This is a genomic window from Ruegeria sp. (assembly GCF_040830605.1).
GTDB lineage: Bacteria > Pseudomonadota > Alphaproteobacteria > Rhodobacterales > Rhodobacteraceae > Ruegeria.
Genome location: NZ_JBFOMD010000009.1, coordinates 205,580 through 219,089 on the forward strand (window position 1 = coordinate 205,580; position 13,510 = coordinate 219,089).

Below are 13,510 nucleotides of genomic sequence, written 5' to 3' on the forward strand. Positions count from 1 at the left end.
CAGACCATGAAACCCGGCTTTGCGCTGTCATTGTCAATCGAGGGTATTTCGCTGCTGCACCGGGCCGAAGGCGGCTGGCGCAGCGTCGGCAATGTTCCCGTGGATACTGCTGACCTGAACGAAGCCATGCATCAGTTGCGCGAACGCGCGCTGGAACTGGCGGATGATCTACGCTGCAAGGTGATCATCCCGAACGACCAGATCCGCTATCTGAGCGTCGAAACCGGCGACCAGCCCGAGGACGAACGGCAGTTTCTGATCGAGGCTGAGGTGGCAACCGCAACGCCTTATGAGCTGGACAAGCTGGTCTTTGACACCGTCGATGAAGGCTCGCGCACCTATGTTGCGGCGGTGACGCGCATGACGCTGATCGAGGCCACAGGATTTGCGGTGCAATACGGGTTCGAGCCGGTCAGTTACGTCGCCATTCCCGAACCCGAGGAGTTTCCGGGTGAGCCGTTCTTTGGCCCCTCTCCCGCCGCTGCGCAGCTGACCGGCGCTGACGCCGTTGAACCCGACGGCATCGCGATTGTCGTGATTGGCGACGTAGAGTTGCCGGAAGATGAGCAGATCTCTGAGGAGGAGGTTTCGGACGAGGAACAGACCGAAGAGGTCAGCGACACCGAAACCGAAGAGATCGAAGAGCAGGCCGATGACGCGCCGATGCCCGGTTTCTCATCCTGCCGTCGCCCGTCTCTGGACGAGTCCCCTGCACCGCCAATTACTCCGGAGCCCATTGCCGAAACTGAGGCCCCGACCACCGCACCGCTGCGCGCGGAGAAGGCTGTCGACTTTGCTGAAAGCAGTACCGATGACCCTGCGCCCCCTACCGCAGAGATCCGTCCGATTGCAGAGCCTTCGAAGGCTCCGGTATTTGCGGCCCCCACGATCCCCGGTGTCGATCCGCGCGACGAGGCCGAGCGGCTCACGATCTTCGGTGCCCGGGGTCAGCTGTCTCACCGCAGCAAGTACCGTTATCCGGCCTTGGCGGCGTCGTTTGTTACCGTTCTGGCGGTGGTTGGCTGGGCCGCATTGGGCCCGTCGGACGTCGAAGAACCGGTCGGTTCCGACATCGCATTGGAAGACACTGCCGAACCCACGCCCGCCCTCAGCGAACCGGACACACAGCAGGATGTCGCCGCCCTACCCGGCCTGAGCGACACCGACAATGCCGTGCTGGACGCGTTGAATGTCGCACCACAGCCGGTGGAGCAGCTGGATTTCGACCCCGAACAGGAAGAGGCGCTGTATGCGGCGACGGGCATTGCCAGTGACGCCCCGCAAACGCCCGAGGCCCCGACGATCATACCGGTGGACGATGTCTATGTCGCATCCATCGACCGCACCGACCTGTCACAAGATGCGCTGGCCTTGCCCCTGGCCCAGGAATTCGACACTGACCAGCCCATTGATCGGGTCGCCGTGCCCGGCGTAGCCGGAGCTGAATACGCATTGGACGCGCAAGGGCTGGTGGAACCCACACCCGAGGGCACGCTCAACCCGGATGGGGTCATGGTGTATCTCGGGCGCCCAAGTGTCGTGCCACCACCAGTGCCGGTCCGGTTCGAGACCGAGCCCGAGGTGGATGTCGCGCAGGACCGGTTGGAAGAGCTGCGGCCGCGTACGCGGCCTGAAACACTGGTGGAACAGAATGAGCGGCTGCGGCTGGGTGGCCGGTCGCTTGAGGAACTGGCGTCGGTCAGACCGAAACTGCGCCCGGCCTCGGCGCAGTCCCGGCAAGTGGCTGCCGCGGCTTCGACCCCGGCTGTGCTGGTCTCTCCCAAGCCGAAGCGGCGACCTGCCAATCTGACTGTGGCAGTGGCCGCCGCAGCGGCGGCGAACAATCGGAACCTGGGCTCAACAGCTGGCTTGAGCGGTGGTTCATCGTCCGACGAAAGCGGCACCTTCGCGCCCCGGGCGGTAAAGCCCAAGGCGCCGTCATCGGCATCCGTGGCACGGCAGGCCACGCTGGACAACGCCATCAACCTGCGGCGTATCAATCTGATCGGGGTCTATGGGACGCCCGCCAATCGCCGGGCACTGATCCGGCTGCCCAGCGGACGCTACAAGAAGGTCAAGGTGGGCGACCGGGTGGATGGTGGCCGGGTGGTGGCCATCGGTGACAGCGAACTGCGCTATCAGAAGGGCAAGCGCAACCTGACCTTGAAGATGCCGAGCGGCTGAGCTCAGTTGAAATAGCATACGGCGCTTTTTCTGAGGCGGCTGAAAAATGCGACTAGTATTTTGATCTATCGGATAAAACCCATTTCTATTCCGTTGATTAGCGAGTGTTCATACAATAGAAATCGACGAAGATATGTTCGTTAGATTTGTTTGCAAACGTCCCCATCCCAGCGCCGACGCGGAACTCGGTATGTTCGCGGCAAGAGACGAAATAGATTTCTCTTGGCAACGCGGAAGTGTCCAGCGGGCACAGGAAGAAGCTTTTTATTGGTTCACTGCGGACGGTGGCGATGGGCTGATGTATCCGCGCCTAAAAGGCAAAGCTCGAACCCCAAACGTAAGGAAATCCTTGTTCTGGTTCAGAGAGGATGCGCGTTTCTACAACCGTGAAGCGGGAAGCGTAGTCATGCGAGCGCGCGAACTTGCTGCGGCAATCACGCTAGCGGGATGCGAGATTCGAGAAATCAAACTTAAAGACCCAGAAAGAATAATCTGGGAAGACAGCCGGCAGGTGCTCGCACTTCCAGAACAAAGAAAGATTCCAAGAGCATTCTGGTAAGCACGTTAGGGCACTCGCTTCATCTGCATGACCGTCATAGTTCCTCACCGCTGCACCTAAGAAAGAAAACGCCCCGGCCGACAGCCGAGGCGTTCTCCGTTTCCGGCGCAGGAATACACTGCCCCGGCCTCCCGTATACCGTCACTCGGCTGCTGTGATCTCACCGCTCTCGATCTGCTCGCGCTCGATGGATTCAAAAAGCGCCTTGAAGTTGCCCTCACCAAACCCGTCATCGCCCTTGCGCTGGATGAACTCGAAGAAGATCGGCCCGATCACGGTTTTCGAGAAAATCTGAAGCAGGATTTTGGTCTCCCCGCCATCCACGACCCCCTCGCCGTCGATCAGGATGCCGTGCTTCATCATCCGGTCCTTGGGCTCGTTATGGCCCTGCACACGGTCATAGGACATGTCGTAATATGTCTCGTTCGGACCCGGCATGAATTTCAGACCCTTCGCTGCAATCGCATCGGTCGAGTCGTAAATGTCGTCGGTGCCCACAGCGATATGCTGGATGCCCTCGCCCTTGTACTTCTTCAGGTATGACACGATCTGCCCGGTCTCGCCGCGGTCCTCGTTGATCGGGATGCGGATGCGACCACAGGGCGAGGTCAGCGCGCGGCTGTAGAGGCCAGTGAATTTGCCCTGAATGTCGAAGAAACGGATTTCCTTGAAGTTGAACAGATCGCCATAGAACCTGAACCACTTGTCCATGTTGCCCTTGTAGACATTGTGGGTCAGGTGATCGAGGTAATAGAACCCGTCGCCGCGCGGCTTGGATTGCTTGTGCCACTCGAATTCTGCGTTGTAGGGCGAGGTTTCGTAATACTGGTCGATGAAGTAGATCAGCGAGCCGCCGATACCCTTGATCGCGGGCACATCCATGGTCTTGTCGGACGCATCATAGGGCTCGGCGCCTTTCGACACGGCGTGCTCATAGGCCTGTTTCGCATCCACCACGCGCCAGCCCATTGCGGGGGCGCAGGGGCCGTGTTCGGCCACAAACTTGGCGGCAAAGCTGTCGGGGTCGGCATTCAGGATGTAAGTCACGTCGCCCTGCTGCCACAGTTCGATGGCGGGCTTGTCCTTGTGGCGGGCAACCAGTTCGTACCCCATACGTTCGAAGAGGTCGCGCAGTTCCTGCGGCTCGGGGTGGGCGAATTCGACGAATTCGAACCCGTCGGTGCCGGCGGGGTTTTCGTTGCTGATTACGGATTTCGGGGCGTTGTGCGGGAACGGACCCATGGCGCGTCTCCTGTGGCGAGAGTGTCTGTTTAGCTGACTCAAGAATACGCCTTAGTTCGCGCTGTTTCTGCGCATTGTTTTCAGGTAACATCCGGTTACATGCGGAGATGCCGCATCAAGTGACATGATATCGAGGATTTCCCGCACATGCTGGATGCCATCGACACCCGCCTTCTGGCCGCGCTGCAAAAGAACGCGCATCTGACCGCGCATCAGTTGGGTGAGTTACTGAACCTGTCGCCCAGTCAGGCCGGGCGACGACGGCAGCGGTTGGAAAGCGACGGCTATATTACCAGCTATGCCGCGCGGCTCGATCCGCTGAAATTGGGGCTGCATGTGCAGGGCTTTGTGCAGGTGCATCTGGGCACCCACGGGCCCGACCAATCCGCCAGTTTTGCCCGCATGGTTGACACCCGACCGGAGATTACCAGCGCATGGACCATGACCGGAGAGGCGGATTACCTCCTACATGTGTATTGCATTGATCTGCCCGCCCTCAACCGCTTGCTTCACGAGGTGATCCTGCCGCATCCTGCGGTTGCCCGTGTACAAAGCCAGATCGTGATGGATCAACTCAAGCGCGACGCGCCGCTGCCCACCTGACCCGGCGAAAGGACGAAAATGGAAAGCTTCCTCTACCAAGCCTCGATCTATTTGGCGGCAGCCGTGATCGCCGTGCCGTTATCTGCACGGCTGGGTCTGGGATCGGTGCTGGGCTATCTGGCCGCCGGCATCTTCATCGGGCCGATTCTGGGCCTGGTTGGGGCGGAAACCGAAAGCCTGCAACATGTGGCCGAGTTCGGCGTGGTCATGATGCTGTTCCTGATCGGGCTCGAGCTTGAGCCCAAGGCGCTCTGGGACATGCGGGACAAGCTGTTAGGCTTGGGCGGCCTGCAGGTGATGATATCGACACTGGTGATCACCGCAGTGGCGATGTTCGCGGGCCAGCCTCTGAGCGTCGCGCTGGCCGTGGGCTTGACCCTGTCACTTTCCTCGACCGCCATCGTGCTACAGACACTGTCCGAAAAAGGCCTGATGCAGACAAACGGCGGGCGCGCGACCTTCTCGGTGCTGCTGACGCAGGACATCGCGGTGATCCCGATCCTCGCTTTCCTGCCGCTGCTGGCCTCGGACGCGGTTCTGCGTATCCGCGAGGACGGGTCAATCAGCCGTGGCGGCGAAGGCGGAGATGCGCACCACCACACGCTGTCGCTGGTCGAAGGGTTGCCTGGCTGGGCAGTGACACTGGTCACCATCGGTGCAGTGGTCTTCGTGGTGCTGGCGGGCATCTACCTGACGCGGCCCCTGTTCCGCTACATCCATACGACCCGTCTGCGCGAAATGTATACCGCACTGGCGCTGATGATCGTCGTGGGCATCTCGTTTCTGATGACGCTGGTGGGCCTCTCCCCCGCTTTGGGCGCCTTTCTGGCGGGCGTGGTTCTGGCCAGCTCGGAATTCCGGCATGAACTGGAAAGCGACCTTGAGCCGTTCAAGGGCCTGTTGCTGGGGCTGTTCTTCATCACCGTCGGTGCAGGCATCGACCTCGGTTTTTTCTTCGCCGACCCGCTGGACCTGATCGGGCTGGCCTTACTGGTGATCTTTGCCAAGGGGGTCATCCTGTACGTTGTGGGCCGCGCCTTCAAATTGAAGGGCCGCGACCGGTGGCTGTTCACGCTGGGGCTGGCGCAGGCGGGCGAGTTCGGGTTTGTGTTGCTGGCATTCTCAACCCAGCAGAACGTGATCCCGCCGGGGCTGGCGCAGAAGCTCTTGATGATCATCGCGCTGACCATGCTGATCACACCGCTTCTGTTCATCATCTACGATATCCTGTCGCGCAACATGCGCGAGCACCGGCAGCAGGTGGCACCCGACGAGATTGACGAGAAAGGCCCCGTGATCATCGCTGGGATCGGGCGTTTCGGGCAGATCGTCAACCGGCTGGTGCGCGCCAGCGGGTTCAAGACCATCGTTCTGGATCACGACATCGAAACCATCCAGTTGATGCGCCGGTTCGGGGTCAAGGGCTTTCTGGGCGATCCGACCCGGCCTGAGTTGCTCAAGGCCGCTGGGCTGGAAAAAGCCGAGGTGCTGGTAGCCGCAATGGACGACCACAAACAGGTCACGCGGCTGGTGTCTTATGCCCGCCGTGCCCGTCCAGACCTACACATCATCGCCCGCGCCCGCGACCGAACCCATGTTTATGAGCTCTATCAGGCGGGTGCCAACGACATCGTGCGTGAGATGTTCGACGGATCGCTGCGCGCCGGGCGCTACGTGCTGGAGAATATCGGTCTGAGCGAATACGAGGCCGCGCAGGCCGAGCAGACCTTTTATCACCATGACCGGGGCTCGCTGCGTGAATTGGCCGATCTGTGGATACCTGGCATGCCAACAGCAGAGAACAAGAAATACATCGAGCGCGCGCGTCAGATGGAGCGGGATCTGGAAACGGCCCTTTTGGAGCTTGCCGAAGAGCACGCGAAACAATCCGCATGAAAAAGCCCCGGTAGCGAACCGGGGCTACTTTGTGCACATTTACCGCTGGGTTACCCGTCTGACACGCCCGCTTCGGCAAAGGTCGCCATACCGGAATGGCAAGCCACTGCGCTTTTGAAGATGTTAATCGCCAGCGCCCCGCCCGAGCCCTCGCCGAGCCGTAGGCCCAGCGACAGAAGTGGCTGCTTACCCAGTTTTGCCAGCATTGCGGCATGGGCGCCCTCAGCGCTCTGATGACCTGCCACAGCGTGATCCAACGCACCCTCGGTGGTCGCTGCCAGACAGGCTGCCGCTGCCGAACAGATGAACCCGTCGAGAATGACTGGAATGCGCAGCACCCGGGCAGCGGCAATCGCTCCGGCCATGGCCGCAAGCTCACGCCCGCCGAGACGGCGCAGGATTTCCAGACCGTCGCCACTGCCGCCATGCCGTGCCACGCCCTCGGCCACGACCCTGGTCTTGTTGGCCAGCCCCGCATCATCGACGCCGGTGCCCCGCCCGGTCCAATCGTCCGCCTCACCGCCGAACAGCGCGCAGGCGATGGCCGCCGCCGGAGTGGTATTGCCGATGCCCATCTCGCCCACGACCAGCAGGTCCGACTGCGGATCGACAGCGCTCCAACCGGTGCGCAGCGCGGCGAGCAGGTCCTCTTCACTCATCGCCGGGTTTGTCGTGAAGTCTGCTGTGGGTCGGTCCAGCTCCAGCGCGTGCACATCCATCTTGGCGCCCGCCGCCTTGGCCAACTGGTTGATTGCAGCGCCGCCATGCTGGAAGTTCAGCACCATCTGCTCGGTCACTTCCGGCGGAAAGGCCGATACGCCCTGCGCCGTCACCCCGTGATTGCCCGCAAACACGATCACCTGCGGCGCGTTGATTGCGGGTCGCGCATCGCCTCGCCAGCCGGCGTACCAGATCGCCAGATCCTCAAGCCGCCCCAGCGCGCCCGGCGGCTTGGTCAGTTGCCCGTTCCGCTCCTCGGCACCTCGCGCGGCGGCGGTGTCAGGCCCGGATGCGCCCGTCAGAAGATCGCGGAACGTGGTCAGGTCGGTGAGTTCGGGCAGCATGGAAAGCCTCGTTGCATCAGAGTGTTCCTGCGTGTTTAACCATTGCACCGAAAGCCACAACACCCTGAAAGGCCTGGGAGTGACCAAAAACGACACGCGATTGTTCTCGGCCTGGGATATTCCGCTGGCGCTGGTGCTGCTGACGCGGCTGCCGCTGCCGCGCCTGCCTGAGCGCGTGTTCGAACGGCAAGCCGCCGCCGCCTGGGCCTTTCCACTCGCCGGCCTGGCGGTGGGGCTGTTGGCCTGTCTGATCGGCTGGGCTGGCATGGCGGTGCATCTGCCGCCTGCGGCTAGTGCCGGGCTGGTGCTGACGGCTCTGATCGTCACCACGGGTGCGATGCACGAGGATGGGCTGGCCGACACGGTGGACGGGCTCTGGGGCGGTTTCACGCCCGAGCGGCGACTGGAAATCATGAAAGACAGCCACATCGGCACCTACGGTGTGCTGGCGCTGATCCTGGCGCAGCTCTTGCGGTTCTCAGCACTTGCGGCGCTGATCGCAGCGGGGGCGCTGTGGTCTGTTCTGGCCGCAGCCCTCTGGTCCCGCGCGCTGATGCCGGTTCTGATGACCGTCCTGCCCAATGCGCGCGGATCGGGCCTGAGCCACGAGGTCGGCGCCCCGTCCCCCACCGCCTGCGCCGCTGGGATGGTCCTGGCACTGGGTCTTGGACTGGCAATGTCGGGCGTGGCGGTGCTGATTCCGGCTCTGATGGCCGGTCTCGCCGTGGCTGTGCTGGCGGCGGTCGCCAAAGCAAAGATCGGCGGCCAGACCGGCGACATTCTGGGCGCGGCACAGCAGTTGGGCGAGATCGCGTTTCTGCTGACGATTTTGATTCAACTTTAGCACCTGCCCAAGCAAAAAGGCCGCCCCGTCGAGGAGCGGCCCTCCCTTAAGAAATCCCTGTCTCTTACGCGGCGCGCGAGGTCAGGACGTCGTCCACCTGCTTGGCCGCGGAAATCTCATCCCCGCCCGACACGGCGGCCACTTCGCGGGTCAGGCGTTCCAGCGCCGCTTCATACAGCTGACGCTCGGAGTAGCTCTGCTCGCGCTGGTCGTCGGTGCGGTGCAGGTCGCGGACCACCTCGGCGATCGAGATCAGATCGCCCGAGTTGATCTTTTGTTCGTATTCCTGCGCCCGGCGGGACCACATGGCACGCTTGACCTTGGCCTTGCCCTTGAGCGTCTTCATCGCCTGGCTGATGACGTCCGGCGAGCTGAGCGAGCGTAGTCCGGATTCGGTGGCTTTGTTGGTCGGCACCCGAAGCGTCATCTTGTCCTTCTCGAAGGAAATCACGAACAGCTCGAGCGCATATCCCGCGACTTCCTGCTCTTCGATCGAGATGATCTGGCCAACGCCATGCGCCGGATAGACCACATAGTCGTTCGGGCGGAATTCGAGCTTTTTCGACTTGGTCATTCAGTCTTTCCTTGTCTGCAGACCGGTAAACGGGCGACAAAAAGCCACAAGCGGGGCGAATAAGGCCCCGACAGGCAGCGTGGTTGTCATAACATCAGAACCCCAAAGCGAGCATACTTTCGGAGCGCATCCCGATCTTTTTCATCATTTGAAGTATTAACATATCACAAAAACCAACAGACCGGAAGCTGACCATGGGTCACCTTCTGGTAAGTCTCATGTTTTCAGGGGTCTGACCGCCGCTCTGGCCAACAGTCCCCCTAAGAGCGCGCGCGAATCGCTCAGCCGCCCTCGCCCGGCGCTTCCGAAAAGTATTTCTCGAGCTTGCCCTCTTCGCCATCGCGTTCCTCGGCGTTGGGCAGCGGGTCTTTCTTGGTCACGATCACCGGCCATTGCTCCGAGAACTTGCGGTTGAATTCCACCCACTCCTCCATCCCCGGCTCGGTGTCGGGGCGGATCGCGTCGGCGGGGCATTCGGGCTCACACACACCGCAGTCGATGCATTCGTCGGGATGGATGACCAGCGCGTTCTCACCTTCGTAGAAACAGTCGACCGGGCACACCTCGACACAGTCGGTATATTTGCAGGCGATGCAGTTATCGGTGACAACGTAGGTCATGGTCGGAATCCACTTGTGGTTTGGGCGACTAGCTAAATCAGAGTGCCCCCTTCTTCAAGGGAGGATCAGTCGTCAGAGCGGCGAGAAAGATCAAGCGCCCGCCTTTCCCGCTTGGAGGGACGACCCTTTCCCTCATATTTCGGATTTAGCGGCGGGGTGTCCTGTTTTTCCGTCAAATCCGTGTACAACGTCTGCGCCTCGGGCGCCGGACCGCGCCGCTCACCCAGGGCCTCGATGCGGACCACCCGCACCTGTCGCCCCTGGGCAAAGGTCAGAACGTCACCCGGCCCGACGGTTTGCGCCGGTTTCAGGACCCGGTTCGAGTTGACACGCACATGGCCGCCGCTGACCTGTTTAGCGGCCAGGCTGCGGGTTTTGAAGAACCGCGCATGCCACAGCCACTTGTCGATCCGCAGCTTTGCCGGTGCGTCGGCCATGGGGGGTCAGTTGCCCTCCTTCAGCCCCATCAGCGCCGCGGCAAAGGGGTTGTCAGGGTCGATGGCCTTTTCCTTTTTCGGCGGACGGGACGAGAAGGTCTTGGCGCCCTGCTGAGGCTTGCCGCCTTTCTTGCCGTGCGGTTTGCCATGGGATTTTCTGGAGCCGTCTTGCGGTTTGCCGCGCGGCTTGCCTTTACCCTGGCCCTGACGCTGCTCACGACCCCGATGACCCTGGCCGCGATTTGCCTGACGCTGACGACCCCAGGTGAAGGTGTAGAACACTTCGATCTCAGGCTCGTCCGCTGCGGCATCGGAGGCCGGAGCCTCGGCTGCCGCCTCGGTGCTGTCGGTGGCCTCGGCTGGCGCCTCGGCGGGCGGAGCGACCTCCTCCGGTGCGGTCCCGGGTGCCGGGGTCTCTTCGGCGGCAGGTTGCTCGGGCGCTTCTGCCTCTGCTTCGGTCGGGGTGGCTTCCGCTGTTTCGGGTGTGGCTTCGACCGGTGCCGGTTTGACCTTTTCACGCTCACCGCGCTCGGCCTTGTAACCCAGCCCCTGCATCAGGTCGGCGAATTGCTCCAGCGTCATGCCGGTGATCGAAAGCATATCGGCCTTGGCCTCGAACCCACCCCGGCTGTCCTCGGAACGCAGCATGTCGGCCAGGCGCTCCAGCATGTCGATGCGGATCGCCCGTTCGCCGGCAGCGCGGTAGCCGCACATGGTGTCATAGCCCTTGGGCGCATCGTTGGCGGTGGGCACGGTGACCAGACCCGGCGGCGGTGCCTCGGGGAATTCCTGCAGACCGCCGGCCAGCGACCACAGCACCAGACGCAGACGGGTCGGAGCCGGTTTCAGCAAAAGCGGCATGAAGATGGTGAACTGGCCAAACCGGATGCCATGCTTGCGCAGGACGCCGCGGGCCTCCTGATCCAGATCCTTGACCTCTTGCGCCACATCTGCGCGCGGTAGCACACCCAGCGCCTCGACCATGCGGAAGGCAAAGCCACGGGCCAAGCCGGTCAGCTCCTCGTCACGCGACAGGCCCAGAAGCGGCTCGAACAGGGCCGCAACCTTGCGGTCGATGAAGTGCTGCAGACGGCGTTGCACCTTCTGTTCGACATCCGGGCCTGCGGCCTCATCCACAAACACCTCGACCATCGGCTTGAGCGGTTCCGCCCCGGCAACCAGCTTGCCCACGGCATATTCGCCCCACATCAGGCCGCCCTGATCGGTGAAATCAATTTCGGTATCAGGTGCGTTGTAGAAGCGGTCGGCACGCAGGTGGAATTGCGGCGCCAGCGCCTGCAGAGACGCGGCTTTCAACGCTTTCGCCTCGGCGCCTTGTGCGCTTTTGTCCGGGATGAACCGGAACCCTTCCAGACGCCCGACGAATTCGCCTTCGACGGTCACTTCACCCTTGTCATTCACTTCGGCCAAAAGGGCCTCCTTTTGCTTGAGCCGGCGCAGCAGAACTGATGTACGCCGGTCCACAAATCTCTGCGTCAAACGCTCGTGCAGAGCGTCCGACACCCTGTCTTCTACAGCGCGGGTTTCGGCACGCCAATGGGTTTCGTTGCGCACCCAGCCATTCCGCTGCGCGACATATGTCCACGTGCGAATATATGCTAGCCGTTTGGAAAGGGCATCAATATCTCCGTCGGTGCGGTCGATGCGGCGGATTTGCCGCGCCATGAAATCCTCGGGTATGGCGCCGCGTTCGTGCAAATGGCCGTAAATCACCTCTAGCAGCCCGGCATGTTCGGCGTGACTGATGCCCCGGAAATCGGGGATGCGGCAGACGTCCCACAGCAGCCGAACCGAGGTACCGTCGCTGGCACGCGCCGCAACCTCGGCCACCTGTGCCAACGATTTGAGCGCATTCAGGTCGTCCGCTGGGCGCGCTTTGAGCAAGTGTTCGCCGTCCGGGCTGGCCTCGAGCGAGGCGATCAGGGCGTCGATCGAACCGAATCGCAGCGCCGCGTTGCGCCAGTTGAGCTTTTTCAGCGGCGTGAAGCGGCTGTCCATGATCGCCTGCGCCACACCGTCATCCAGCGGCGGTGCCTCACCGGTGACGCCAAAGGTACCGTCGGACATACCGCGCCCGGCCCGGCCCGCGATCTGTGCCAGCTCGTTCGGGGCCAGAGGCCGCATCCGCCGCCCGTCGAACTTGCTGAGCGCGGAAAAGGCCACGTGGTTGATGTCCAGGTTCAGACCCATGCCGATGGCATCGGTGGCGACCAGATAATCGACCTCGCCATTCTGATAGAGCGCCACCTGCGCGTTCCGCGTGCGCGGGGATAGCGCGCCCATCACCACCGCAGCGCCCCCTTTTTGCCGCCGAAGCAACTCGGCGATGGCATAGACGTTTTCGACGGAGAACCCGACGATGGCACTGCGCGCCGGCATGCGGCTGATCTTTTTCGAGCCGGAATAGACCAGCTGCGACATCCGCTCGCGCCGGACGAATTGCGCCTGCGGCACCAGCGCCGCGATGGGGCCGCGCATGGTGTCGGACCCCAGAAACAGTGTCTCATGCGTGCCGCGTGCCCGCAGCAGGCGGTCGGTGAAGACATGGCCGCGTTCCGGGTCGGCGCAGAGCTGAATTTCGTCGATGGCGACGAAATCGGCGCCCATGCCCTCGGGCATCGCCTCGACCGTGCAAACCCAGTATTGGGCGCGGGGCGGCACGATTCGCTCTTCTCCGGTGACCAGCGCCACCACCGAGGGGCCACGGATCGTCACGATCTTGTCATAGACCTCGCGCGCCAGCAGCCGCAGCGGCAGGCCGATCACACCGGTGCGGTGCCCCAGCATCCGTTCGATTGCGTAGTGCGTTTTGCCTGTGTTGGTCGGGCCCAAGACGGCCACGATTCGGGATGACCCGCTCACCTTTGCCCCCTGCCCCGCTGTCCGGGACTTTAGAGTGCCTTACCCGCGATCTGGGGCTTCAGCCGATTCACGGCCTTGGTTACTTCCTCGTGATGGGGATGTATAGCCAACGCGCGGGAGTAGGCCTCATAAGCCTGCTCGGGCCGTTCCAAGGCCTCGAAGATCAGGCCAAGCCCATAGATCGCATCGTAATTATTTGGGTTGAGCGTCAGCGCATGCTCAAGATCGGCCAGCGCCAGACCGTAGCGCTCCATGCCAAAAAAGACCGACGCGCGGGCGTGCCAGCCTTCGGCAAAATCCGGCGCATGATCGGTCAGCGCCGTCAGATGTTCGATCGCGGCATGGGTGTCACCGGCCTCCAGCGCATCGCGGCCACGTTCCAGCAGCAAGTCAGCCGAGGCCGAACCCGATTTGTCCCACAACGCCTGCAACTGCCGTTCCAGCCGCTGCGCCTGCGCCGGATCGGCCTGCAATAATGCGCCGAGCAGGGCGGATTCGTTGCTGGAATCCGCCTCTTGTGCATGTCCAGTCACGGAATACATGACTATGAACATGATTGCCGCAACGGTACCTTTGAGATTGGGGTGTGCAATGCTCATAACAA

12 protein-coding genes are annotated in these 13,510 nt (G+C 62.3%); 5 read left to right on the plus strand and 7 right to left on the minus strand.

What is annotated here, in order from left to right; translation table 11 throughout:
- Nucleotides 1-6 precede the first annotated feature (6 nt).
- The gene (locus AB3N21_RS14910) at nt 7-2,184 is read left to right on the plus strand and encodes a hypothetical protein (protein ID WP_367935954.1); all 2,178 of its coding nucleotides are present in this window, start codon (nt 7-9) and stop codon (nt 2,182-2,184) included.
- Nucleotides 2,185-2,374: 190 nt separating this feature from the next.
- Nucleotides 2,375-2,743 carry a hypothetical protein gene (locus AB3N21_RS14915; protein WP_367935955.1) on the plus strand — a complete coding sequence of 123 codons (369 nt, stop codon included), beginning with the start codon at nt 2,375-2,377 and terminating at the stop codon, nt 2,741-2,743.
- Between the two features lie 141 nt (nt 2,744-2,884).
- Here AB3N21_RS14915 and hppD read toward each other — a convergent pair whose 3' ends face one another.
- Complete coding sequence (gene hppD / locus AB3N21_RS14920) at nt 2,885-3,985, minus strand: 4-hydroxyphenylpyruvate dioxygenase (RefSeq protein ID WP_367935956.1); 1,101 nt, start codon at nt 3,983-3,985, stop codon at nt 2,885-2,887.
- Between the two features lie 147 nt (nt 3,986-4,132).
- On the opposite strand from hppD, the gene AB3N21_RS14925 reads away from it, so the two are divergent.
- A complete protein-coding gene (locus tag AB3N21_RS14925; protein WP_367935957.1) occupies nt 4,133-4,588 on the plus strand; it encodes an Lrp/AsnC family transcriptional regulator in 456 nt (151 codons plus the stop codon).
- Nucleotides 4,589-4,606: 18 nt separating this feature from the next.
- Nucleotides 4,607-6,484, plus strand: a complete 1,878-nt coding sequence (locus AB3N21_RS14930; RefSeq protein ID WP_367935958.1) for a monovalent cation:proton antiporter-2 (CPA2) family protein — start codon at nt 4,607-4,609, stop codon at nt 6,482-6,484.
- A 50-nt stretch (nt 6,485-6,534) separates the two neighbouring features.
- Here AB3N21_RS14930 and cobT read toward each other — a convergent pair whose 3' ends face one another.
- Nucleotides 6,535-7,548: a nicotinate-nucleotide--dimethylbenzimidazole phosphoribosyltransferase gene (gene cobT / locus AB3N21_RS14935; protein WP_367935959.1), complete on the minus strand. Its 1,014-nt coding sequence runs from the start codon at nt 7,546-7,548 to the stop codon at nt 6,535-6,537.
- A 79-nt stretch (nt 7,549-7,627) separates the two neighbouring features.
- On the opposite strand from cobT, the gene cobS reads away from it, so the two are divergent.
- On the plus strand, nt 7,628-8,392 hold the full coding sequence (cobS, locus tag AB3N21_RS14940; RefSeq protein WP_367935960.1) for an adenosylcobinamide-GDP ribazoletransferase: 765 nt from the start codon (nt 7,628-7,630) through the stop codon (nt 8,390-8,392).
- 64 nt (nt 8,393-8,456) lie between these two features.
- Here the strand turns inward: cobS and AB3N21_RS14945 are convergent, their stop codons facing one another.
- From AB3N21_RS14945 to AB3N21_RS14965, 5 genes are all read right to left on the minus strand, one after another.
- Entirely contained in the window at nt 8,457-8,966 is a 510-nt protein-coding gene (locus AB3N21_RS14945; RefSeq protein WP_171174497.1) for a CarD family transcriptional regulator, read from the minus strand.
- Nucleotides 8,967-9,247: 281 nt separating this feature from the next.
- Entirely contained in the window at nt 9,248-9,586 is a 339-nt protein-coding gene (gene fdxA, locus AB3N21_RS14950) for a ferredoxin FdxA (protein WP_171174500.1), read from the minus strand.
- 65 nt (nt 9,587-9,651) lie between these two features.
- Nucleotides 9,652-10,023 (minus strand): RNA-binding S4 domain-containing protein, encoded by a 372-nt coding sequence (locus AB3N21_RS14955; RefSeq protein WP_367935961.1) that lies wholly within the window; start codon nt 10,021-10,023, stop codon nt 9,652-9,654.
- Between the two features lie 6 nt (nt 10,024-10,029).
- On the minus strand, nt 10,030-12,906 hold the full coding sequence (locus tag AB3N21_RS14960; RefSeq protein ID WP_367935962.1) for a helicase-related protein: 2,877 nt from the start codon (nt 12,904-12,906) through the stop codon (nt 10,030-10,032).
- Nucleotides 12,907-12,935: 29 nt separating this feature from the next.
- The gene (locus AB3N21_RS14965) at nt 12,936-13,460 is read right to left on the minus strand and encodes a tetratricopeptide repeat protein (RefSeq protein WP_367935963.1); all 525 of its coding nucleotides are present in this window, start codon (nt 13,458-13,460) and stop codon (nt 12,936-12,938) included.
- Between the last annotated feature and the right edge of the window lie 50 nt (nt 13,461-13,510).